This window comes from Methylolobus aquaticus (genome assembly GCF_054172105.1).
Genome location: NZ_JBSYXP010000018.1, coordinates 70,199 through 92,762, shown reverse-complemented (window position 1 = coordinate 92,762; position 22,564 = coordinate 70,199). Strand labels below are relative to the sequence as shown.

Annotated in this window: 19 protein-coding genes; 7 read left to right on the top strand and 12 right to left on the bottom strand. The window is 64.5% G+C overall.

Going from position 1 to position 22,564, the window contains the following annotated elements; all coding sequences use genetic code 11:
* Window positions 1-63: 63 nt before the first annotated feature.
* The 7 genes from ACW73L_RS19365 to ACW73L_RS19335 form a co-directional block, all read right to left on the bottom strand.
* Window positions 64-480: a DEAD/DEAH box helicase family protein gene (locus ACW73L_RS19365; protein ID WP_498924217.1), complete on the bottom strand. Its 417-nt coding sequence runs from the start codon at window positions 478-480 to the stop codon at window positions 64-66.
* A 130-nt stretch (window positions 481-610) separates the two neighbouring features.
* Window positions 611-820, bottom strand: a complete 210-nt coding sequence (locus tag ACW73L_RS19360) for a hypothetical protein (protein ID WP_498924216.1) — start codon at window positions 818-820, stop codon at window positions 611-613.
* A 91-nt stretch (window positions 821-911) separates the two neighbouring features.
* Entirely contained in the window at window positions 912-1,898 is a 987-nt protein-coding gene (locus tag ACW73L_RS19355; RefSeq protein WP_498924215.1) for a helix-turn-helix transcriptional regulator, read from the bottom strand.
* Between the two features lie 649 nt (window positions 1,899-2,547).
* Window positions 2,548-3,396 (bottom strand): aldolase/citrate lyase family protein, encoded by an 849-nt coding sequence (locus ACW73L_RS19350; RefSeq protein ID WP_498924214.1) that lies wholly within the window; start codon window positions 3,394-3,396, stop codon window positions 2,548-2,550.
* A gap of 49 nt (window positions 3,397-3,445) precedes the next feature.
* Window positions 3,446-3,952, bottom strand: coding sequence for a cupin domain-containing protein (locus ACW73L_RS19345; RefSeq protein WP_139557047.1), 507 nt, complete (start codon window positions 3,950-3,952; stop codon window positions 3,446-3,448).
* Between the two features lie 97 nt (window positions 3,953-4,049).
* A complete protein-coding gene (locus tag ACW73L_RS19340) occupies window positions 4,050-5,270 on the bottom strand; it encodes a hypothetical protein (protein WP_498924213.1) in 1,221 nt (406 codons plus the stop codon).
* A gap of 415 nt (window positions 5,271-5,685) precedes the next feature.
* A complete protein-coding gene (locus ACW73L_RS19335) occupies window positions 5,686-6,468 on the bottom strand; it encodes a TrmH family RNA methyltransferase (RefSeq protein ID WP_498924212.1) in 783 nt (260 codons plus the stop codon).
* Between the two features lie 146 nt (window positions 6,469-6,614).
* Here ACW73L_RS19335 and ACW73L_RS19330 point away from each other — a divergent pair, with 146 nt between their 5' ends.
* Window positions 6,615-7,190, top strand: coding sequence for a pseudouridine synthase (locus ACW73L_RS19330; protein WP_498924211.1), 576 nt, complete (start codon window positions 6,615-6,617; stop codon window positions 7,188-7,190).
* 19 nt (window positions 7,191-7,209) lie between these two features.
* On the opposite strand, the gene ACW73L_RS19325 is transcribed toward ACW73L_RS19330, so the two are convergent.
* Both ACW73L_RS19325 and ggt read right to left on the bottom strand, forming a co-directional pair.
* Entirely contained in the window at window positions 7,210-8,613 is a 1,404-nt protein-coding gene (locus tag ACW73L_RS19325) for a M20 family metallopeptidase (RefSeq protein ID WP_498924210.1), read from the bottom strand.
* A gap of 458 nt (window positions 8,614-9,071) precedes the next feature.
* Entirely contained in the window at window positions 9,072-10,655 is a 1,584-nt protein-coding gene (gene ggt / locus ACW73L_RS19320; RefSeq protein ID WP_498924209.1) for a gamma-glutamyltransferase, read from the bottom strand.
* A 415-nt stretch (window positions 10,656-11,070) separates the two neighbouring features.
* On the opposite strand from ggt, the gene ACW73L_RS19315 reads away from it, so the two are divergent.
* Complete coding sequence (locus ACW73L_RS19315) at window positions 11,071-11,652, top strand: LOG family protein (protein ID WP_498924208.1); 582 nt, start codon at window positions 11,071-11,073, stop codon at window positions 11,650-11,652.
* Between the two features lie 16 nt (window positions 11,653-11,668).
* On the opposite strand, the gene ACW73L_RS19310 is transcribed toward ACW73L_RS19315, so the two are convergent.
* Window positions 11,669-16,351, bottom strand: a complete 4,683-nt coding sequence (locus tag ACW73L_RS19310) for a PAS domain S-box protein (protein ID WP_498924207.1) — start codon at window positions 16,349-16,351, stop codon at window positions 11,669-11,671.
* Between the two features lie 130 nt (window positions 16,352-16,481).
* A complete protein-coding gene (locus tag ACW73L_RS19305) occupies window positions 16,482-17,111 on the bottom strand; it encodes a DUF4136 domain-containing protein (protein WP_498924206.1) in 630 nt (209 codons plus the stop codon).
* Between the two features lie 261 nt (window positions 17,112-17,372).
* Between ACW73L_RS19305 and ACW73L_RS19300 the strand changes: the two genes are divergently transcribed.
* From ACW73L_RS19300 to ACW73L_RS19280, 5 genes are all read left to right on the top strand, one after another.
* Window positions 17,373-17,717, top strand: coding sequence for a c-type cytochrome (locus tag ACW73L_RS19300; protein ID WP_498924205.1), 345 nt, complete (start codon window positions 17,373-17,375; stop codon window positions 17,715-17,717).
* A gap of 46 nt (window positions 17,718-17,763) precedes the next feature.
* Window positions 17,764-18,900 (top strand): cytochrome-c peroxidase, encoded by a 1,137-nt coding sequence (locus ACW73L_RS19295; RefSeq protein ID WP_498924204.1) that lies wholly within the window; start codon window positions 17,764-17,766, stop codon window positions 18,898-18,900.
* Window positions 18,901-19,023: 123 nt separating this feature from the next.
* A complete protein-coding gene (locus tag ACW73L_RS19290) occupies window positions 19,024-19,686 on the top strand; it encodes an LON peptidase substrate-binding domain-containing protein (RefSeq protein WP_498924203.1) in 663 nt (220 codons plus the stop codon).
* Between the two features lie 12 nt (window positions 19,687-19,698).
* The gene (locus ACW73L_RS19285) at window positions 19,699-20,388 is read left to right on the top strand and encodes an HAD family hydrolase (protein WP_498924202.1); all 690 of its coding nucleotides are present in this window, start codon (window positions 19,699-19,701) and stop codon (window positions 20,386-20,388) included.
* Window positions 20,389-20,484: 96 nt separating this feature from the next.
* On the top strand, window positions 20,485-21,468 hold the full coding sequence (locus ACW73L_RS19280; protein WP_498924201.1) for an MDR/zinc-dependent alcohol dehydrogenase-like family protein: 984 nt from the start codon (window positions 20,485-20,487) through the stop codon (window positions 21,466-21,468).
* Here ACW73L_RS19280 and ACW73L_RS19275 read toward each other — a convergent pair.
* Window positions 21,457-22,536 carry a YkgJ family cysteine cluster protein gene (locus ACW73L_RS19275; protein WP_498924200.1) on the bottom strand — a complete coding sequence of 360 codons (1,080 nt, stop codon included), beginning with the start codon at window positions 22,534-22,536 and terminating at the stop codon, window positions 21,457-21,459. The genes ACW73L_RS19280 and ACW73L_RS19275 overlap by 12 nt on opposite strands.
* Window positions 22,537-22,564: the final 28 nt, after the last annotated feature.

The window sequence follows — 22,564 nt, the reverse complement described above, 5'->3', positions numbered from 1 at the left end:
GATACCGTATTTTACCCCGTCCAGAACGCCGGAGCCCCCGCCACACAACGCCTTCGGAGTTTTTCACCAGCCTGTTAGAGTCGACACAGGCAGGCCGCCGTCGGGCAGATGGAACTGGCCCGCTAATTCCGTCAAGTCGGCTGACTGCAGGGCCCGCTTAATCTTCTCCGCTTCTGCGGTAGCCTGATCCACCACCGCTCTCCGATCCACGACGTATACCAATCGGCGGGGCAACGCGGGGTTGAAGCTTCGTGCCAGCAACCACACCAGCATCACCGACGTTTTCCCAAGTCCCGTTGGAAGATCGAGAGCCGAGGGTATTTCGTTCCGCACGAAGTGGTTAAAAAGGCGCTTTTGCCAGCGGAAAGGAGGAAAGCCGCTGATTGCTTCGAACCACCTGTCGAATAGTCGTTCTTCAGGCGAACTTCCCGGAAGTTCCAGTCCTGAGAAGAGATCCATCTGAGCCTCGTTGTCTGTCATCTGCTCAAGGTCCACTGTCTATGTGGCGTCAAGAAGCCATTCGGCAATGACGCCAAGCCGGCTGGAGTTTGTTGGCGGTCTTCTGATACCACCGGTTTGCGCGGAAACTACCGCGCGCGTTGCCAGATGCTCACCGATCCACTTTGGGCGTCGTGTCCAAGTGCAGCACAGGCACCCTCGCATGCTCCTCCTCCAGCATCGCCAGATCCACGGGTTGGCCTGCGAAAACCATGCTTGCCGCGACGCTGCGCGGAATCATTTTCCACCGGATAGCCTGCTTCTCGGATTCCGACAGCTTGCGCCAGCGCTCTATCGATTTTTGCCACTTTTCAGCTTCCATCGTCATCCTCCGCTGCTACGATCCAAGAAGTCTCTGGGGTCGACGGATATTCGGGGAGCATGAGTAAACCACTCCCCAGTCCCAATTCCTGCTACTGAGTCGGCTCATCTTTCTCGTAACGTTCGAGCGCCTGCCGGAGCCGCTCCCTGACCGCATCACGCAGCTCGGCCGGTTCGAGAACTTCCACATCCGGGCCGTAATTGAGGATGTCCATGAGCAACTCCGTGGGGTCCGAGTAAGGGAGCTTCAGCCGGTAACGCCCATCGGGTTCGAACTCACCCACCTGATTGGGAAACCAGCTTTCCTCGGCGACCCAGCGGGCACGCTCTGCGGTGAAACGGAGGATGGCGGTGTAGCGCGGGGGCCCGCCGAACAGTCCGTAGCTGGCGGCGAAGTGAGCGTCCAGTCCGTCGTCGCCGAGTTCGATGGCGGGTTCGTCGGTACAGCTCAGGCTCTCGATTCGTTCCAGCGCGAAGGACCGCAGGGCTTCCCGGGTGTGGCACCAGCCGTCCAGATACCAGTTATCGCGGTAATGGACCAGGCGCTGGGGTGAGATGACACGATCGGTGCGTTCGGCCGAGCCGCGGCCGTGGTAGCGGATCTCCTGTCGGGTGCGCTTGATCAGCCCGGCCGCAGCGCGCTCGAAGATGGCGGGGTCGGGCTCACGGCGTCCGAGGCTGACGACGCGCACCCGTCGCGGCAGTTGATCGCCCGTTAGTTGGGGATGGGATAGAACCTGGTCGAGCCGGTTTCGCAGCGGGGCGAGTAGCTGATCGAAAAGACGCGGCTGGGATTGCGCCAGGAGTCGTTGCAGCACGAGCAAGGCACGCAACTCCTCGGCGGTAAACCACAATCCCGGCAGCTCGATCGGCCGATCCGACTGTCGGTTGTAGCAATAGCCCTGGTGTTCGGGACTGTACTCGATGGGGGCGCCGAAACCGTCGCGCAGGTCGGCAATGACCCGAAACACGGTGGAGCGCGAACAATGGAGATGCTGTTCGGGGATGCGTTCGGAAACCGGCGTGCGTCGGGTTGTCAGAACCTTGTGCAGCTCGTAGATCCGTTCCCAGTGTTTCATGGCCAATCGCTCCGTGATCAGCAGAAATGAATAGAAAGGCGGCGACCGGAAACGGCGATGCACTCCGTCCGACTGGGTTCCCGGATCGGGGGTATTACGCCGTTCGGAGATTATGCGGGCGGAAATCCCGCTGTGCTACCGTGCCCGACGGTCCCTGAAAACCCGCGTGCGGTGCGATCGGTCGTGAACGTATTCGAACGCGGCGGTCATGCCGCGGCAAACGACGTGAGGGAAAGAGGCCGGGCTACGGCAGCTCGCTGCTGATCCGGCAGGCACAGCGGCGCCGCACTATGTCCGGCGACCGCTGCCCACACCCCGTTGTCGGACTTAATCCGTAAGTCTTACCCCCGTCCGGAATGGTGCCACATCAATACTTTCCGGGGAAAAAATGGACTGTTCGACCGTAGCAGCCTCGGGCACAGGTACACGGAATCGGTGGGGCTAATGTTCCCTCGCAAACGCGGTGATTGCGGACATGTGGCTGGAATGGGACGAGCTCGTGCACGCGGCGGGCTGTTGGATTCCCGCTTGCGTGGGAATGACGATAACGCGGGGGCGGAGGAGCGGTGTTGGGCTGGGATGCCCGCTTGCACGGGAAAGACGCCAGCGCGGGAAGTACTGGGATTGCGAGGAAGGAAGGCGACCGGTCTCAGGGCAGACTGCGACCCTCCGCCGACGCGTCCACCACGAACTGCTTGAGCGCCCGCCGCTGCAGTTCCCATTCCTCAGGACCGGCCGCGCCCCAGTGGTTCATCGATTCTCGAAAGCGACGAACGGACTCGGTCAATGCCTGGGCCGTGGGGACCGGCGAGGTGAAGGAGCGCGAGACCAGCGCGCCCGTTGCGCCGAGCCGAGGGTACTGCGCGTTCAACAAGTCGGACGGGATCGGCAAGGAGGCGTCGTCGATTCGGGCGACGCCGCCCACGTGCAACGGCAGCCCGGCGGCATGCACGATCTCACTGGCGCGCTCCAGCATCCACGAGGTCAGCGTCTCGAACCGAGACCGTATCTTCATCGACAGCTTGAGATCGGTCAGTCCGACGTGGATTTCGTCGATGCCGGGTATGCACACCAGTTCCTCGATGAAATACAGTGCGGCGGCGGTTTCCACGAGCAAGACGGTCGTCGCACGGCCCGCGACGAGGTCGGCGAAAAGGCGCGCTTCGTCGGGTCGATGGAAGTAAGGCAACATGACGTGCGTCGCGCCTCCCCCGATGACGCGTTCGACTTCCACCGGGGATTGGTCATGGATGGGGTTTACGCGAACGAACAGCGGATGATCGCCGATGGTTTCGCGAATCAACGGCAGCCGGTCGATATCGTGCGCCGAGATGCGGGTGCCCATTCCACCCTGCCGCTCGTTTTTGCCGATGATCTCGAGATCCAGCCCGATCCGGTCGATGCCGGCCATGACGCCGCTCCGCGCGAGCGCCGGGTCGTCGGTGATCAGGGTGAGTACGAATCGGTCGCCGAATCCGGCTGCTGTAGTGGTGTTCATGGTCTGGACGATATGGCGGGATGCAGATACCGAAGGTCGGCTTGCTGGGTCAGAACCGGTAAGGGATTTTGTCGGTGTCCCACGGCAAGCGATATTCATCCGGGTCGTCGTACTGGTACTCCCGGTCGAAGTAGTTGAGGAATGTCGCTTCCTTCCCCGTAATGTTCTTGAAGCCGTGCCACACGCCCGGCGGAATGACCAGGACGCCCGGCCGGAAATTGCTGAGGCGCAGCACCTCGAGCTGTCGATAGGTCGGCGAAGCTTCCCGATCATCGAAAAGGACGGCGGTGAAGGTGCCGTCGATCGCGACGACGTGATCGGTCTGGATCAGGTGTTGATGCCATGCCAACACGGCATCCGGCCACGCGGTCACCGTGATCATGTGTTTGATGTCGCGGTCGTGCAGCGCCCAGTCGCGGCGGTAGACCTCCTTGACGATCGAATTCGCCGTGATGATGTTCTTGCACTCCTTGAATTGAACGCCTTCCAGTTTCGGCGGCTTGAGGTCCCAAGCCGGCGTGGCGGACTGTGAGTCTTTCTTCGCCTCTTCAATCATGTCGGATTACCCCTCGGGTGATCGGGCTGTGCCCTGTCGATGGAATGTTTCAGGTATCTGTCGCATCATGCGCCTGCGAGCGAGGTCTCACGCGGACTCAGAGCCGGCTGACCAGGCCGAGCATGCGCGCCGCCGACGCGCGGGGTGACAGTTCGGCATCGAAGATGCGTGCATTCGCGGCGCCGATTTCGCGGGCGCGCGCCGGGTCACGGGCCAGCGCGATGGCGCGCTGGGCAATGGCATCGGGCTCTTCGGTGCTCAGCAGTTCCGACAGGGAGGCGTGAGGCTCCAACAGCGCAGCGTCGTTGCCCAAGGGTTCACCGACGAGCGCGCTGCCCAGCGCCATCGCGATGGCGAACTTGGACGAGATACACCGTTCCATGCCCTGCGTGTAGACGGTGACCCGGGCGCGTGCGACCGTTGCGATGTATTGCTCAAGCGTCAGACGTGGACTCAGCGCATCGCTGAATGGCTCCGGTACCGACTCCGTACTGGTGAAGCCGACGACGCAGTTCAGGTCGTTGCAGCGTCCGATCCGTTGCATGATCTGATAGCGGCGCTCCATCATCGCGCGATGCCGAGGCTTGGCGTAGAAGCTCGTGACGAAGAAGATGTCGATGTCTTTCTGATCGGTCCGACGCTTCAGCATGGCGTCGATCGCGGGGAAGTTCGCGAAGTCGCGAAACCTTCTAAGGGCGTCGGCCCGATGCCCGCCGTAGGCCTGGTCGTGTGCCATCCCAGGCCGGAAACCAAACCAGGTCGTGGGCAGCAGGATGCGTCGCGCCAGAGCGGCAATCATCGGCGGATTCACCGGAAAGAACTGCGGCACGCTCCAGATCTTTCCGCGATGGGCAGCAAGTTCGGGCGTTTCAGCGATGACGCCGGCATTGAGGTTCACCTTGAAATACGCATCGACGGCTTGCAGCAGCGGCCAGTGATAGCCGCCGTTCGGAGCCGTTCTGTCGAGACGATTCCCGTCATGGGCGTCGATGCAGAAGTAGCGCGTGCGCCCCCCCTGTCGGTATTCGAACAGGCACATCGCGAAGAGAAGATGTTGCCATTCCGGGTCTTGGACAGCGGCCCTCAGCGCTGCGGGGATGCGGTTGATCACGCGCAACCGGATCTTGCCGCTGTCGGCAAGTTCGCTGAAACCGTGAAGATAGAAGCTGGAGAAATAAACGCGCGAGGTGTCGATGAAACTCAAGCTTGAGCCGTCGAACCCGTTCGGGTGGTCACCGACGTCCCGAGGGTGCTCCGCAAGATTTTCCTTTCGGGCACGGCTGACAGGGCCGCCCGTCAGATTGTTCGCAAATGCCATGGGTTCTCATCATACTGAGGAGACGGCGTGTCCGGCAAGACAGCCAAGGAAATAGGCCTTGTTGGCCTTTCGAGGGATGTCATGCACGCGGTCGCGCGGTGGATTCCCGCTCCCCGGTCCCGGCCGGGGACAGGTTCCGCGGGAATGACAGGAATTGCCGAAATGATGGTGGGCTGGAGGCGCGATGCGGCCGCGGGATTCCCTCTTCCCCGCTAACGCCAACAGCCTTGGGACTGGCTGCACGCATGACCGGCGAGACTGGATTCCCATTCACCGGTCCGACCGGGGTACGCTGCGCGTGAATCCACGCTACATGTGCTCGATCGGCCGACGCTCAATCGTCATTCCTGCGTAAGCGGGAATCCAGGTTTTCCGTCCCGCACGAAGATGGGGGGACCTGGTGGCGGGAGAGCGGCTACCGTCGCCCCTTGCCCGCCGCGATCGCAGCAACCAGGATGGCCGCGGTCGCCGATACGTTCAGCGACTGTACCTGCCCCGCCCCGGCGATGGTGACGGTGTGCTCGCAGGCGCGCAGCGTGGCCTTCAGCAGACCGTGTTCCTCATTGCCGAGCAGCAGGCAGATGGGCTTTCCGGGCGATGACAGCATCCCGACGTCGGCGCCGTGCTCGGTGGCCGTCGCAACGACGCGGTAGAAGGGGCGCATGGTCTTCAGCAGTTCGGGCAGACGGGACGCCGAGTAGAGTTCGAGGTACTCCAGTCCGCCCTCGGCAACGCGGTAGGCCGCGTCCGACAGCCCGGCCTGGGCCGAATGGTCTGAAAGCACCATCCGTGGCAAACCAAAAAAGGCTAGGGTCCGGGCGATCGCGCCGAGATTATGCGGATTGCCGATCCCGTCCAGGATCACCAGCGGCTCGCCGGCCGCCGACCAACGGGCAAGATCGTCGGGATTTAATGGCAGCACGAGCCGCGGCGTGGCTGCGGCGACGATGCCGCCGTGCAACACGGTCCCGGCAACGCGCTCCAGTTCGGGCTCCGGAACCATCCGGTAGGGGCGGCGCTGCGCCGCGAGCGTCGCGCAGAAGCCCCCGGCCGAGCCCTTCATCCGGTCGCTGTAGTATAGCCGCAGCACGCGCCCGGGATCGCGCCGGAATACCGCGGCAACGGCGGACAAGCCGCAGATTTTGTCGACATCGTGGAAATCCGGCGTCAGGCTGTCCGGCCGGGATGTTCGCGGCACCGGCCGATCCCCGCGCCGGGGGCGGTCGGAGCCCGTGGGCAAAGGCGGCGCGCCGCGCCGCTTCGGTCTGTCTCTGCCGTTCATGTACACTTCCAAGGCATGGCGCATCGTCTCCGATATCCGTTGAATCTTTCCCCGCCTGATCCATGGCGCGGTTGATCCTGTTCAACAAGCCCTTCGGCGTGCTGTCGCAGTTCACCGACCATGACGCGCAGCGGCCGACACTGGCCGGTTTCATACCGCTGAGCGGCGTCTATCCCGCCGGGAGGCTGGATTATGACAGCGAAGGCCTGTTATTGCTGACGGATGATGGGGCTTGGCAGGCGCGGATCGCTCACCCCCGCTTCAAGCTGCCGAAAACCTACTGGTCGCAGGTCGAGGGGATTCCCGACAGCGCCGCGATCGATGCGCTGGCGCGGGGGGTCAGGCTTTCCGATGGCATGACGCGCCCGGCCGGCGCAGCCCTCATGCCCGCACCGGAGCCGCTCTGGCCACGCAACCCGCCGATTCGTTACCGCGCGGCGATTCCGACCTCGTGGATATGTCTGACGCTCCGCGAAGGGCGCAACCGCCAGGTGCGCCGGATGACGGCCGCCGTGGGTCATCCGACACTGCGCCTGATCCGTTATGCCATTGGAGACTGGACGCTGGAAGGATTGAGCCCGGGCGCATGGAGGGAAATCGAACTGCCGGCCACGGCCGCGCTCAGACGACGGCGCTGAGCAACAGCAGGGCCTACCTTCATGCAGCGACGTGGTCGTGGAGGACCTGAGCAACACAGGCCGTCACGCGTCGGGCCGTCGGCAGATGCAGGAACTCGTTCGGGCCGTGCGCATTCGACTGCGGTCCCAGCACCCCGGTGATCAGGAACTGCGCGTCTGGGAAACGGCTTCCCAGCATCCCCATGAACGGGATGGTGCCGCCCTCCCCCATGTACAGCGCCGGTTTCCCGAAGAATTGCTCCGACGCAGCGTCCACCGAGCGTGCCAGACGCTCGGTCAGCGCCGGGGCGTTCCAGCCATCCGCCGCCTGCTCCGGGCTGAAATGCACCGCGGCACCCGCAGGGGGATCGCATTCGAGCAGTTCCCTGAGCGCTTCGGAAGCCGCTGCGGCCCGCACGGTGGGCGGCAAACGCAGCGCCAGTTTGAGCGCCGTCCGCGGACGCAGCACGTTGCCCGCCTGTTCCAGCGGCGGAAGGCCGCCGGCTCCGGTGACTTCCAGCGCCGGCCGCCAGGTCCGGTTCAGGATCAGTTCGACCAGGCTCATGCCAGCCGGCCGTGCGCCTGAAGCGAACGGAAACTTCGCATAGACCTGCTCACCGAGCACTTCCGCCGCCTGCTGGGCCTGGGTCACGCGCTGGACAGGAATGTCCGCGTGAAATTCGCTACGGGCGACCGTGCCGGTGGTCTCGTCTTCGAGTCGCGACAGCAGTTGCCGCGCGATGCGGAAACTCGATGGCACGATGCCGCCGGCATCGCCCGAATGCACCCCCTCGGTCAGGATCTGCACCGACAATTCCCCGCCAATCAGGCCGCGCAGCGAGGTCGTCAGCCACAACTGCTCGTAGTTGCCGCAGCCGGAATCGAGGCAGATCACCAACGACGGCCGACCGATGCGGTCGCTCAGGTACTCGACGTAATCCGGCAGGTCGAAACTGCCGCTCTCTTCGCAGCATTCGATCAACACGACGCAATGCGGGCAGGCAGCGGACTGTTCCCGCAGGGCAAGGATCGCCGCAACTGAGGCGAACACGGCATACCCGTCGTCGGCGCCCCCGCGTCCGTACAGGCGGTCCCCCTCGATGACCGGCAGCCAGGGGCCCAGTCCATCGCGCCACCCGGTCATTTCCGGCTGTTTGTCGAGGTGGCCATAGAGCAGGACGGTATCGGCGGTGCCGGGAATGTCGAGGAACAGCACGGGTGTGCGCCCCGGCAAGCGGACGATCTCCAGCGTCGCGTCGGACGGTAGGTGCTCGCGGCACCACGCCGCGGCCAAACTCACGGCCTCATCCATGTAGCCGTGCGCTTCCCAGTCGCGGTCGAAGAGCGGGGACTTATTCGGAATCCGGATGTACTCGATCAGCCGCTCGACGATCGAGTCCCGCCAGATCCCATCCACGAAACGAGTGACACGCGCAGCGTCCAAAGCAGAGGACTCCTCAGAAAAGCCTGGAAACCGGGTAACCCGCGGTACGCCTCATGGGCACCACAAGGCCCCGCATTCCCCAATCCATCGCCGACAGACCGGCTACCGTATCATCATTTTCGTCCATTTCGAACGGCGAGGTCTGACACTCTGGGAATGGCGAACAGTCGCCATCACCGAATTCATCGGAATAAAGATCGCTAAAGAGATCCGCCCACAGCTCGTAGGAATGGTCCACAGGTCCCCCCGCAAGGCAGTTATCGCAAGCCCCACCCGTCGTTGGACAGGGGAGCGGGCTACAGTTCGCGCGAATGCCGCGGGACAAACGGCCCGAAGAGGATACTACCTGGCGCTCTCGCCTCCGGGAAACAAGCCGGCCACTCCGCGTAAACGGTGGACTCCCCATACGTCCCGCGGCCTGCAACGCTGGCGTTCTGTGGCGATAGACGACCCGGCATTCAGGGGATCACGATCGACAAGCCTTCACCCCGCGGATCACTCGCGGCGCTCAGTCGGCCATCGCGCTCGCGAACGACGATCTGCAGGTTGCCGTAGGGGCGTTCCAGCGGCTGCAGCCGATGTCCCAATGCGGTGAGTTGCGTCCGGTCGCCGGCCGGCAGTGCGGCAGGTTCGAGTTCGACCTGATCGGGGAGATACTGATGGTGGAAGCGCGGTCGCGACGCGATCCAGTGCGGGCCCCGCCCGTCGGCAAAGTCCAGCGTTGCCAGCAACACCATCGAAATGATGCGGCTGCCGCCGGGGGTGCCGAGGACCGCGAAGCGCCCCCGGTCATCGAGAAAGGTCGGCGTCATGCTTGACAGCATGCGCTTGCCCGGAGCGACGCGGTTGGCCTCGCCACCGACCAGGCCGTAGACGTTCGGCACGCCCGGCAGCGTCGCAAAGTCGTCCATTTCATCGTTCAGCAGAACGCCGGTGCCCGGCGCCACGAAACCCGAGCCGAAGCCGTAATTGATGCTGAGTGTCGCGGCGACGGCATTGCCCTCGCGATCGACGATCGACAGATGCGTCGTGTTTGCACCGTCGCGTTCCGGTGCGGATGCGTCGGGCAGGAAGGTGCTGGGCAGCGCCAGGTCCGTACGCAGCGCCGCATTGAGTCCGGCGGCATAGTCCCGGCTCAGCAGGCGGCTAAGCGGAATCCGGACGAAATCGGGATCGCCGAGGTAGCGGTCCCGATCGCGATAGGCCCGTCGCATGGCCTCGATCGTCACGTGGGTCGCGATCGGCGGCGGATAGCGGTTCAGTTCGTGCTCCGCCAGGATGTTCAGCGTCTCCAGCAGCACGACGCCACCGCCGGGGGGCGCGGCCGTGACGATACTGACGCCGCGGTATACCCCGCGTAATGGCTCGCGTTCGATCACGCGGTAGGTAGCGAGGTCGTCCGCTGCCCAGCGCCCGCCGGCGGCGCGTACGCCTTTGACCAAGTCCGCCCCTACCGCTCCCCGGTAGAACCCGTCCGCGCCATCCTCGGCGAGCGCCTCGAGCGTGTGGGCGAGATCGGTTTGCACCAGGCGGAAGCCCGGCCGGGGCGGCCGGCCGTGATCGAGAAAAATCCGTGCCGCCGCCGGTGACTGACGCAGTGCCTTCTCGCGGCGGGCGGCAGCCCGGCAGTAGGCTTCGCCAACCGAGAAGCCGTTGCGTGCGATATCGATCGCCGGTCGCAGCACTGTGCTCAGCGGCAGCGCGCCATAGCGTTCTGCAACGTGCGCCAATGTGGCCGGCAGTCCGGGAATTCCCGCCGCCAACGGACCATCGATCGAAGCGCCCGGCAATGGCCGGCCGGCGTCATCGAGGAAAAAGTCGGCGTGGGCAGCTAGCGGTGCGCGCTCCCGGCCGTCGACCATGATTTCGCGTCCGTCACGGGCGCGATGCAGCAGCCAGAAGCCGCCACCGCCCAGGCCCGAGCCCGACGGCTCGACAACGGCCAGTGTTGCGGCGACGGCCACCGCGGCATCGAACGCATTGCCCCCTTGCGACAGGATCCGAATGCCCGCCTGCGTGGCGAGCGGGTGCGCGCTGGCCACGGCAGCCCCCGCGGCAAGCGGACGCGCCACAGCGGCACTCGATACCCATATCAGGGCCGTGAGGACCCAGTTGCCAGCGACCAACCACCGGGGCCGAGTCGTGCGTTCGTGCTTCGGATCAGCCTGTGAATTCATCGGTGGCGGGAGGTGCATGGGCGGGCGGAACGGGCGCTTCGTCGGGGTGCTCAATCAGTCGCCGGAGGATAGCACAGGCCCAGCACCCTGCCCGATGACACCGTGGAGCGCCGGAATTCAGACAAAGCACCCGCACCTGGTTTCGATGTGGCTAATCGTGATCCGAACCATTCGGACGTCTGGCAAGGCAGGCAGTACGGCGCTCAGCCGATAGCCGACTTGCAGCGCGCGGCCCATCGGCGGACACTGGGCGCCCCGTAAGCGGTTACCGAAGGTCCGAATGAAGCGACTGTGCGTATTCTGCGGTTCGCGCGAAGGCGCCCGCCCCATCTATCGCGTTGCCACTCAACAGCTTGGAAAATTGCTCGGCGAACGCAGCATCGGCCTGGTCTACGGTGGCGGCCGTATCGGCTTGATGGGACTACTGGCGGATGCGGTGCTGGCCAGCGGCGGAGAAGTGATCGGCGTGATTCCGGATTTCCTCGCCGGGCCGGAAGTCGCGCACGGTGGCCTGACAGAGTTGCGCGTCGTGCGAACCATGCACGAACGCAAGGCCATGATGGCGGAACTGGCCGACGGATTCATCGCCTTGCCCGGCGGTTACGGCACGTTGGAGGAGTTCTTCGAGATACTGACCTGGGCCCAACTCGGTCTGCATCACAAGCCCTGCGCGTTGCTGAACATCGGAGGCTACTACGACCCCCTGCTGCGCGTCGTGGCGCACGCGCTCGACGAGGACTTCATCCGGACGCGTCATCGAGGCCTGATCCTCGACGACGCGAACCCGGCACGCCTGCTCGACGACATGGCGCGATATGCAGCGCCCGACGTGGAACCCATCCTCCATACGGATCAAATCTGAAGCGCGCACCGTACGCTCAGGCGTTGTAGGTCCTGCCGCCCAGGCTCCTGCCCTGCGCCGCCAGGTGCGACTGCCACCATACCGTGAAGTCATCGGATGACAGCGGCTGGCTGAAAAGGTAGCCCTGCGCAAAATCGCAGCCTTGCGAGATCAGGATGTCACGTTGCTGCTCGGACTCGACGCCTTCCGCGACGACCTTCAGGCCGAGACTGTGACCGAGCGCGACGACCGTGGCCGCAATGGTCCGGTCGTCCGAGTCGGTCGTCATGTCGCGCACGAAGCTGCGGTCGATCTTCAGCGACGCGAGCGGCAGATGCTTCAGGTACGACAGGCTGGAGTAACCCATGCCGAAATCGTCGATCGCCAGGTCCACGCCCTGACGCTTCAACTGTTCCAGGGTCGAGAGCGTTTGTTCACCGGTCTCCAACAGGGTCGATTCGGTCAGCTCGAGTTCCAGTGAATGGGGCGGCAGCCGGTATCTGTCCAGCAATTCCCGCAGCCGCTCCGCCAAACCGGGTTCGCTGACATGCCGGGCCGAGACGTTCACGGCCACGGTCATCGGCGGAAAGCCCTCATCCCGCCAATGTGCGAGCTGCCGGCAGACATCGTCGAGTACCCAGTTGCCAATGCTGACGATCAGATCGGTGCGTTCGGCTGCACTGATGAAATGTCCCGGCAGCAGCAGACCTTCTTCCGGGTGTACCCATCGTACTAGGGCCTCGCTGCCGACCAGCGTGCCGTCGGTCAGTCGGATCTTGGGCTGGAAATAGGTGCGCAGTTCGCCGCTCTGGACCGCCTTCCGCAGCGCCGACATGAGCTTGAGGTACTGCAGCGTCGCCACGTTCATGTCGGCGTCGTAGAACCGGCAGGCGTTGCGTCCCATCTGCTTGGACCGGTACATCGCCGTATCGGCGTTCTTCAACAGCGCTTCGAAATGTGTCCCATCATGCGGGAACAGGCTGATGCCGATCGAGACCGTGATCGCGAAGCTGTCGCCCGAAATCTCGAAAGGCGTGTTGAACGACTCCATGATCTTGTCGGCGACGTTCGAGGCGCCTTCCCGGCCGACGCCAGGCAGCAGCAGCACGAATTCGTCGCCGCCGACCCGGGCTATCGTGTCCGTCTCGCGCACTAGAGCCTCAAGGCGACCAGCCACCTTCTTCAGCAGGGTATCGCCCTCCTGGTGGCCCAGCGAATCGTTGACGTACTTGAAGCGATCGAGGTCGAGGAAAAGCACCGCGAGCTGCTTCTGACTTCGGCCATGCTGGGCCAGGGCAAGCTTGGCCCTGTCCGCCAGCAATTCCCGGTTGGGCAGCCCGGTCAGCGCGTCGTAATAGGCGAGTCGCCGGACGCGCTCCTCGGCACGCTTCAGGGTGGAGATGTCGGTCGACACGCTGATGTAATTGACCAGCGCCCCGGCCGGATCGCGCACCTCGACGATAGTCTGCATCACCGGGCTGATACGACCGTTCTTCTGGCGGTTCCAGATCTCGCCGCGCCAGGAACCCTCACGCTCGATGGTGCGCCAGCGTGCCGTGTAAAAGTCTTCGTCGTGCAGGTCGGACCGCAGAATCCGGGGATCCTTGCCTATGACCTCGTCCTGGGAATATCCCGTCATCTCCTCAAAAGCCGGATTGACGGCAATGATGCGACGGTCGCAGTCGGTGACCAGAATGGCTTCGCGAGCAGCCTGGAACACCTTGCCCGCGAGGCGCAGCCGTTCCTCGGCCTGCTTGCGTTCGGTGATGTCGCGCGCGAACGCGCAGGCGAATTCCTGATCGTCGATCTGCAGATAGACCGCCTGCAGTTCCTTGGTCATGCGGCGGCCGTTCCGGGCGGCATGCGTCGTTTCCACGACCGAGCTCTCGCCCTGCTTCAGCGCTGCGAAGAAGCTGGGAAACGTGGGGCCGTAAACCAGATCGACCCCACCGAAACCGAGACGAAGCACTTCCTCGACGGAGTAGCCGAGACTCTGCGCCGCGGCGGCATTCGCATAGACCAGGTCACCGGAGGGCTTCGCCAGATAGATTTCCTCCAGCGCGCTTTCGACCATGAACTGGAACTGCCGGACGGCGCGTTCCGCACCTTTGCGGGCCGAGACATCCTCGATGACGGCAATGCACTGGTCCGGCGGACCACCGCCGGGGAGTGCCATCGACGTGACCGCGACGTAAACAGGGACCTCGGTGCCATCCTCGCGGCACCAGCGCTGCTCCAGATAAAACTCGGCCCGCTGGCCCTGCTGCAACTCCGCCAGGCATTGCCGATAGGCTTGCAGATCATCGGCGTGCATCATCGTCTCGAAACGCGCCCCGACGATTTGTTCGGGCGTCCGCCCAAGGATCGCGCAGCACCGCCGGTTGACCTGGACGAAGCGGCCGGTGTCGCGCTCGAATTGCGCCACGCCCACTGCGGCCTGTTCGAACAAAGCACGGAACCGCGCTTCGCTCGCGAGCAGAGCGGCTTCGGAGACCCGCCGTTCGGTGACGTCGTTGGCCAGCACCAGTTCGGCGTTGCGCCCTCCGAAGTCGAGTGTATGGGACACCGCTTCGACCTCGATCAGGCGCCCGTCCTTCAGAAGATGGCGCTGGATTCCGTGTTGCGCCAGACCGCTGTCGCTGCGCTCCGGGCTTGTCGGCAACGGACCGGAGGCCACCAGGTCGGCCAGCGTCATGCCGAGGAACTCCGCGCGGGTGTAGCCATAGTGCGAGACCGCGGCATCGTTTACGGCAAGGAAGGCGCCGCTGGAGAGATCGTAGACCCACATCGGGTGCGGGTTGGCTTCGAACAGCGCCCGGTAGCGTCGTTCTCCGTCGCGCAGCGCGGCGATCAGTTGCTGCTGTTCGGTCTGGTCGCGCAGGACCAGAACGCCACCGGCAACGTCCTGCTCGGACTCGAGCCGTATCGGAGACCCCTTGAAGGCAACGGGGCGCTCACGGCCGTCCCGAGCCAGCAGCAGCGCTTCCTGAGACCAGGCTCCCGGTGCCTCGCAACCATCCCGCGGCAGATGGAGGTCGCCTCGGGTTTCCGGATCCAGCAGCCGAAGCACGCGCTCCAGCGGGAGCCCGTGTGCCTCGAACTCGAGCCAGCCGGTCAGGCCTTCCGCAACGGGATTCATCAGCGTGACCAGCCCGGTCGCGTCGGTCGCTATGACACCATCCCCAATGCTCTGAAGGGTGACGCGAAGGTTCTCCTCGCTGTTGCGAATGTTTTCTTCAGCCTGCCTACGTTCGCTGATGTCGATCAGCGTGCCGATGATTGCCGGTGCGCCATCCTGGACAATCCGGCTACCGAAGACCGCCACCCACAAGCGCCGGCCATCGCTGCGGCGAACGCGAAATTCATGCTGACCGGACGAGGCCACACCACGCTGCAACCGCAACAGCCGGCGCCATAGCGGGCGCAAGTCGTCCGGGTGGATGAGGCGACCCAATTCCTCGGCAGTGAGCGCATCGGAGGCGCATCCCAGCATCTCCGCCATGCGCGGATTACAGTAGACCAGGCGCCGGTGCTGGTACAGGTAGACGCCGACCGAACTGTTCTCGACGAGCCCGCGGAAACGCAGCTCGCTGGCGGCCAGCGCCTCGCTCGTATCCAGGATATCCTGAATGTCGTAACTCGCGCCCAGGTAGCCCTGGAACTCGCCTTCGTGGTCGCAAACCGGCTCCGCATGGTCACGGAGCCAGCGGTAGCGCCCGTCCTTGTGCTTCATGCGGTATTCGAGACTGAATGGTGCGCGCTGTACGGAAGCCCGGGCGATCTCCGCCAGGCACTGCTGCAGATCGTCTGGGTGCACATCGTGCGCCCAGGCTCGGCCCAGTTCGGCTGCGCGCGGGCGCCCCGTGAACTCCAGCCAGGCCTGATTGACGTAAATGCAGTTCCCGTCGCGATCGGTACGCCAGACCGGGTTTGGCAGGCAGTCGATCAGATGCGCGACTTCATTCCTACCGTGTACGAGTTGCCGGCGCAGCGACCGGAGTGCGAAACCGAGCTCGGCGACCTCGTCGTGGCCGCCGACCGGCGACTCTTCGGCCACTTCGCGCACCGCCTCGCCGGACCGCGCATACGCGAGCAAACGCTCGATCCGACCGAACAGAAATCGTTGCAGGATCCAGCCCAGGGCGGCCAGTATGACCAGCGCTCCACCGAAAACGCTCAGGGCATGCTGCCCGGCTTCCTGCCCCGTCTGGACGGACAGACCGTGCGTGTCGGCAACCAGCAGCGCAAACCGGCCCGTCTGGCGTTCTTCATTCGTCGCACCGCCCGGTATGGGTAGGGCCCCCCAAAGCAGGCCGCGTCCCGTGTCATGCCAGAGCGTCGATCCGTCCGCGCGGCGCAGTAGATCTCGCCAATTCGCGGGCGGCGGCGGATCTAGCTCAGCCTGGGTATCGGCCCAGCCCGTCTCCGGGTAGGCCACGCGCATGCCCGCTTCCTCATCAATCAGGGCGATGTACTGGAGGTGTGGCGCATCGATGGCGGCCGATCCGATGAAACGCCACCACGCCGCCCATTCGATGTCTTCAATGCCTTCGGTGCTGCTGCTGGCAATCAGGTTCACCAGTCGCTGCATGGAGGCACGCAGATCGTCCTGCCGCACCCGCTCCAATTGTCCGCGTATTGACCAATAATCGAACGCGGCCAGCAATCCGGAACACACGAGCAGCGCGGCGGAAATCCAGTATGGGGCGCGCAAGCTCATGGCCGTCGGTCCCTCAGGACTGCCGACTCGTCCCGACCAGAGGACGTTCGGCATGAATGCGACCGCGCATCAGCAGTGGCGCCCGTCGCTTTTCGTCGCAGCGGGGGCGGGAAGGCCATCTTCGCGATCGTCACGGGGTGGGGGGGAAGTGTTCGAGGATCGATTCCACCGCCGCGCCGAGCTCTTTGGTCTGCGCCGACGTGTAGAAGCCGAAATCGTTCTTGTCGGTCATGTTGCCGTGCCAGATCACGCGTTGTGTCTTGGCGTCGATGACCACCAGATCCAGCTTGGCCTGCTCGTACTCGGACGAATACGGATCGGCCGCGGGGGGCAACGCGCGACCATCGTTGCTCGTATGCGTGTTGGATGCGTGCAGGCCGGGATAGTAGAGGCCGACGGCACCGTAGTGGGACGCCGAACTGCCGCTTCGCTTCAGTTCCCATTCGCCAAATGACCAGGCGACGCGGAACTCTGCCTTGTCGCGATCGCGCACATAGCCTTTGCGGGTCAACACCGCGTCGACGCGGGTGCGGACCAGGCTGTCCAGCCGAATTCGCTCGGAGGTCTTGACGGCTGCCGGGGTCTCCAGCGTGCCACTCTGCTCGGCCCAATCCCAAACGTGCAGACGCGCAAAATCGTAACCGGCTTCGTGATCGGTGGTCAGATGCGCGCTGGAGCAAGCCACCAGCGACAGCAGCATTGCGGCCAGGACCGAGGCTTGCGAGAGTCGTCGGTTGTCGCGAGGGATTGTGATGGGCATAGTCACTAGCGGTTGGGTTACAGGAAATCAATGCTTCGACCGACGCGGTTCCCGCGGTGCACAATCCGAATGGTGTCGCGGGGTATTGGCCCGGACTCCATGTGGTCGTAACATGCGGCACAAACCAGGTCGGTGCACTTCGACCGTGCGGAACGGAAAGCGAGCCTCCCCCGCTGCTGATACCGACGTGTCCTGCGCGCGAGGACTCCGGGCCCCATGGACGGTCTTTCGTTCAGCAAAACGCGATAAGGATAAATGAAAATGCGTACCGTCAGGCGGATTAACCACCGTGCCAGATCCGACAGGGGCACCGGCTACCGCGCGCTCCGGTGTTACGCCGCGCTGGGTTTAGCACTCGCGGCTGGCCCGGGATGGTCCGAGGATTACGAGCGCGGTCGCCAGCTCTACGAAAACCACTGTCAAGCCTGTCATTCCTCGCTGTTGCATTCACCACTGTCGGGACGGATCAAGACCTTTCGCGAATTGCAATCGCAGGTTTCCTCGTGGAGCACCCATGCGGCAAAAGACTGGTCCGTGGAAGAGGTCAATGACGTTTCGTATTACCTCGATCGTACCTTCTACCATTTCGGTGTTCGCGACGAATAGCACCACTTTGGTGAATGGACGGTTTCCCATACGCTCGCACTTCACTTTGAATGCCATTAAATGCGCGGTGACGCCGTCACTGTCCTGGCCGTCGATTGTGCTTAGCGCGGGTCTGGCTTGCGCTACGGCGGTGGCAGCACCGCTCGGTTTGCCGGAAGCAGTGGTTCCGCCGGACAACCCTCAAAACAGTGCCAAGATCGCCCTAGGCGACAAGCTGTTCCACGACTCGCGTCTAAGTTCGAACGGAGCCATCAGCTGCGCCACTTGTCATCAGGATACGAGTGCCTTTACGGACAGCCCGCTGACGGTGTCGAAGGGCGTCGGCGGCGCTCTTGGCCAACGCAACGCTCCCACCGTGCTGAACGCCGTCTACCTCTCGTCGCAGTTCTGGGACGGTCGTGCCGGTACCCTCGAGGAGCAGGCCTTGCAGCCTCTGGTCAATGCCGTCGAGATGGGACTGCCCTCGGTGGATGCCGCACTGGCGACGATCAGGGTGGACCCGGATTACCCGGCCCGTTTCCGTGAAGCATTCGGCCCGCAGACCGAGCCCTCGGCCCGAACCTTGGCCCAGGCGATCGCCAGCTATGAGCGGACCCTGATCGCTGGCGATTCGCCCTTCGACCGTTATCAGTTTGCCGGCGACAAGACGGCGATGTCACCCGCCGCCGTTCGTGGGCTGGCGGTTTTCACCGCCTGGGGCCGCTGTGTGAGTTGCCACACCATAGAGAAGACGCACGCAACATTCACCGACAACCGCTTCCACAATATCGGCATCGGCTTCAACCGCTATCCGGAGGAGATCGAAAGCCTCGCCGCCGGCATGCCGCCGCCGCGGATCGCCTACCGCGAGCAAACGCCCCCCGCACCGGACCGGTTGGCCTCCGAACTCGGACGCTTTGCCGTAACCCGCGAAAAGGATCATCTCGGCGCCTTCAGAACCCCGGGTTTGCGGAACGTGGCACTGACCGCGCCCTACATGCACGACGGCAGTCTGAAGACCTTGCGGGAAGTGGTGCTGCATTACGTCCGCGGGGGCTTCAGTCCGGGTGACCGGGCGCGCAACAAGCATATGGATCGCACGATCAACTTCCTCGAGTTGTCGAACGCTCAGGTCGATGATCTGGTCGAGTTTCTGAAGGCACTGACCAGTCCCGGGGTTCAGGGCACACCGACCGAGCACTGACCCGGAGTCATCAGGGAGACCCCGACGCTATCCTCAAGCGTTCCCGCGCACCGATTTTTCCGCTTGGGAACCCTCGCCATCGGCAGGAATCCAAGCCGATGCCAATGGCCTATGGAGTGAACGATGTCCGACAATCCCTTCCACCCGGACTTTGATCGGCTACCCGCGACCTTGCCGCTGTTTCCCCTGCCCGGTGCCGTGGTCATGCCAGGTTGCCAGTTGCCCCTCAACATCTTCGAGCCGCGTTACCTGAATATGGTTTTCGACGCGATGGCCGGCGAACGGTTGATCGGCATGATCCAGATCGACGCGGCAGCCGCGACGGCAAACGCCCCCGCGCTCTACCAGATCGGCACGGCAGGTCGCATCGTCTCCTTCAGCGAGACCAAGGACGGTCGGCTGCTGATCGTTTTGTCCGGTGTCTGTCGTTACCGGATCACCGGAGAGATTCCTACTACGCGAGGTTACCGCCGCGCGACCGTTGACTGGGGCGACTTCCGCTCCGACTACGATACGGAGCACGCCATGGCGTTCCCGCGCGAGCGTTTGGAGCTGTTGCTCCGCGAATACTTCGCCGTCACCCAGATCGAGATCGACTGGGAAGCGCTCACCAAACTCGACGACCTGATGCTGTGCAATCTGCTCGTGGGCGCCCTGCCCTGGGAGCCCGCCGAACGTCAGACGCTGATCGAGGCCGTATCGTTGAATGACCGTATCGAACGGCTGGTGGGTTTGCTGCGCTTCGCCGTCGCCCCGACGGCCGCCGGTAGCGTCGCGACTCACTGACCCCCGCGGCCGGTGAACTCCACAAATCCGTCGCGTGCGCCCTCGTTGTCCGATCGCGCCGTCAACGACTCCATCGGGCGCGCCCATCGCGGCGGAGCCTTGCGTCCCGCAGCAGTCATCTGCGACCTTGATGGGACACTGGTCGACTCCGGCCTCGACTTCCGCGCCATCAAGGCCGAACTCGGCCTGGGCAGCGAGGCCTCCGTGCTGGAGGCGATCGACGATTTCCCACCCGAGGCCTCGGCTCGCGGCCACGCCGTGCTGTACCGGCATGAAATGGCGGGAGCACTCCAGGCCCGGTTGATGCCTGGTGTTAGCGACTTCCTGGCCTTGACGGCCTCCCTCGGTCTGAAATGCGGGCTGTTCACGCGCAACAGCCGCAACGCCACAGCAATCACGCTGCAGCGCTGCGGGCTCGTGTTCGAGCGCATACTCACCCGCGACGACGGGCCGGTGAAGCCGGACCCCTGGGCGATCCAGGAACTTTGTCGCGGCTGGGGTATCGCCCCTACGCAAACCTTGGTGTTCGGCGACTACTACTACGATCTCGCCGCCGGTCACGCTGCCGGCGCGGTGAACGTGCTCGTGTGTCAGCAGCGACCGCCGTCAGCCATCCGCGGCTACGAACTGGCTCACTTCCACCTCGACAGCTTCGCCGATACCGAACAGGTGTCGAGGATCCTGTCCGGCACCGCAGGGTAACTGTCGCAAGCTCGATCTCGCCGCCGCGCTTGTCGAAACGGCGCGCCTGTTCTACCGTTCCGGAGCATGAACGGAACTTCATCGTTACCGGCTCGCATGCGAGCCCTGTGGCTGGAACGCCGGACCGTGGCCTTCAGGGAAGATGTGCCGCTTCCGGAACTCGTCGAGTCGCAGACGGCAATCGTGCGGGTTCGACTGGCCGGCATCTGCGGCACCGACCTGGCGCTGCTGGGCGGCTACTATCCCTATACCGGCATTCCCGGGCATGAATTCGTCGGCGACGTCGTCGCGACCGATGATGCCGCATGGATCGGCCAGCGCGTGGTCGGCGAGATCAACGTGGGCTGCGGCGGCTGCGAAGAATGTCGCCGGATGGGCCCGGCGCATTGTCGCTTCCGCAAGGCCATAGGGATTGCCGGCCATGCCGGCGCATTCGCCGAGTACCTGTCGGTGCCGATCGCCAATCTCCACCGGGTTCCCGACACGGTCCCCGATACCGCTGCGGTGTTCACCGAGCCCCTCGCCGCGGCACTGGCCATCCGGCAACAGGTGCATGTCCGGCCGGACGATCGCGTGTTGCTGATCGGTGCCGGCCGGCTGGGCCAGTTGATCGCCCAGACGCTGGCCCTCACCGGGTGCGACCTGTCCGTGATTGCGCGGCATCCGCTGCAGCAGCAGTTGCTCGCGCGGCAGGGCATCGTGAGTCGTACCGAAGATGCGCCCCCGGCCGGACTCTTCGATTGCGTGGTCGAAGCCAGCGGGTCGCCGTCGGGCTTTGCGCTCGCGCGTCGTTCGATCCGGCCGCGGGGGACGCTGGTGCTTAAATCCACCTATGCGGGTGAAGTTCCGGTGCCGCTGTCATCACTGGTAGTGGACGAGATTCGCGTGATCGGGTCGCGCTGCGGGCCCTTCGGTCCGGCGCTGCGCCTGCTGGAACAGCGGCGGGTCGATCCGACGCCCTTGATCAGCGGAGTTTATCCCTTGTCCGCCGGGATCGACGCTCTCGCGGCCGCGCGCGAGCCGAGTCGCTTGAAGATCCTGTTGTCGCCGGACGCCGCGTTGGGCGGTCTAAAGGGATAGGCCCACACGGCGACGCGCATCGAGGCAGTGCTCACCACCCCGTTCGAATTCGCGGCAACTGCGCGGGCGGCTGGGATAGATCTGACATGCATAGTCGGCCGCGGGGGTCTCGCCTCCACGCAGCGCGGCGCAACGTTCGCCGGCACGCTTCAGCCGCCGATGCGTTGCCCGCTGCTCGACGAGTTCGGGGTATTTCCGGTTGACGAGTTCCGAGGCCGCGATTTCCACCGCCTGGTAGGCCTCGCGGCAACAGGCCCCACACGTCCGGCAGTCGAGTTGCGCCGCCGCTTCCCAGCGCACACAGGCCGGTGCAGAGTCCGGTAACGCCATGGCGGGAGCGTGGCGGCAGCGGCGGTGGCGCCGGGCGACGAAAGACCAGGCGCAATCGGCACAACCGTGACCCGGATGATAGCCGGCGATCGCGGCATGGCCGGCCGGATGACGAGGCGACGGGTCGGTGCTTGTGTCCCACAACGGCGGCAGGCTTGCGACTCCGTTACCCGGGTCCGGCAACGGCACCGGTCTCGCGCGGGCCTTCGCAACCCGGTTCGCGATGTCGGCGGTCGCATGCAGCGCCTCCGCCAGCGGTTCGGCCCAGCGCCGCTGGGCGGCACGCCAGGCACCGATGCGCGCCGCGACACAACTCGCCTCCCGTCGCCCGCCCGAGTCTTCAGGGGCTGCAAACGGATCGGCCGGCAGGCTGTTCCAGAAGGTCACGCGGAAGTCCGTCGTCGGCGCCAGGAAGTCCCGCAGGCCGAAGCTGCCCGCCAGATAAGCCTGCAGCCGCAGGCAGGCCCGTTCACGCGACAAATGACGGTTGCTGGTGTTATCCAGCCCCCAGTCGGCGAGCGCTTCGCCACCCTCCCCTTCGATCAGCGCATGACACAGTTCGTGGAGAATCATCTGCGCGAGGGAATCGTCCGCGTCGAGTATGTCGTCGGTCCCGATCAGGAGTGTTCCCCTTCCATCGGTCGAGGCGTAGACCTCCCGCGCGCGTTCGACCCGGAAGCCGACCCGAGCGGCGCAGGCGATCCAGATCACGTCGAGCGGATCGGCATAACGGTGCACGACGGGGCGTGATATGGGCGGAGTGGGC

Bases quoted from the DNA above. Each gene is read 5' to 3' on its own strand.
- ACW73L_RS19365 (WP_498924217.1), bottom strand. From the start codon at position 480: ATGACAGACAACGAGGCTCAGATGGATCTCTTCTCAGGACTGGAACTT.
- ACW73L_RS19360 (WP_498924216.1), bottom strand. From the start codon at position 820: ATGGAAGCTGAAAAGTGGCAAAAATCGATAGAGCGCTGGCGCAAGCTG.
- ACW73L_RS19355 (WP_498924215.1), bottom strand. From the start codon at position 1,898: ATGAAACACTGGGAACGGATCTACGAGCTGCACAAGGTTCTGACAACC.
- ACW73L_RS19350 (WP_498924214.1), bottom strand. From the start codon at position 3,396: ATGAACACCACTACAGCAGCCGGATTCGGCGACCGATTCGTACTCACC.
- ACW73L_RS19345 (WP_139557047.1), bottom strand. From the start codon at position 3,952: ATGATTGAAGAGGCGAAGAAAGACTCACAGTCCGCCACGCCGGCTTGG.
- ACW73L_RS19340 (WP_498924213.1), bottom strand. From the start codon at position 5,270: ATGGCATTTGCGAACAATCTGACGGGCGGCCCTGTCAGCCGTGCCCGA.
- ACW73L_RS19330 (WP_498924211.1), top strand. From the start codon at position 6,615: ATGGCGCGGTTGATCCTGTTCAACAAGCCCTTCGGCGTGCTGTCGCAG.
- ACW73L_RS19315 (WP_498924208.1), top strand. From the start codon at position 11,071: ATGAAGCGACTGTGCGTATTCTGCGGTTCGCGCGAAGGCGCCCGCCCC.
- ACW73L_RS19310 (WP_498924207.1), bottom strand. From the start codon at position 16,351: ATGAGCTTGCGCGCCCCATACTGGATTTCCGCCGCGCTGCTCGTGTGT.
- ACW73L_RS19305 (WP_498924206.1), bottom strand. From the start codon at position 17,111: ATGCCCATCACAATCCCTCGCGACAACCGACGACTCTCGCAAGCCTCG.
- ACW73L_RS19300 (WP_498924205.1), top strand. From the start codon at position 17,373: ATGCGTACCGTCAGGCGGATTAACCACCGTGCCAGATCCGACAGGGGC.
- ACW73L_RS19290 (WP_498924203.1), top strand. From the start codon at position 19,024: ATGTCCGACAATCCCTTCCACCCGGACTTTGATCGGCTACCCGCGACC.
- ACW73L_RS19280 (WP_498924201.1), top strand. From the start codon at position 20,485: ATGCGAGCCCTGTGGCTGGAACGCCGGACCGTGGCCTTCAGGGAAGAT.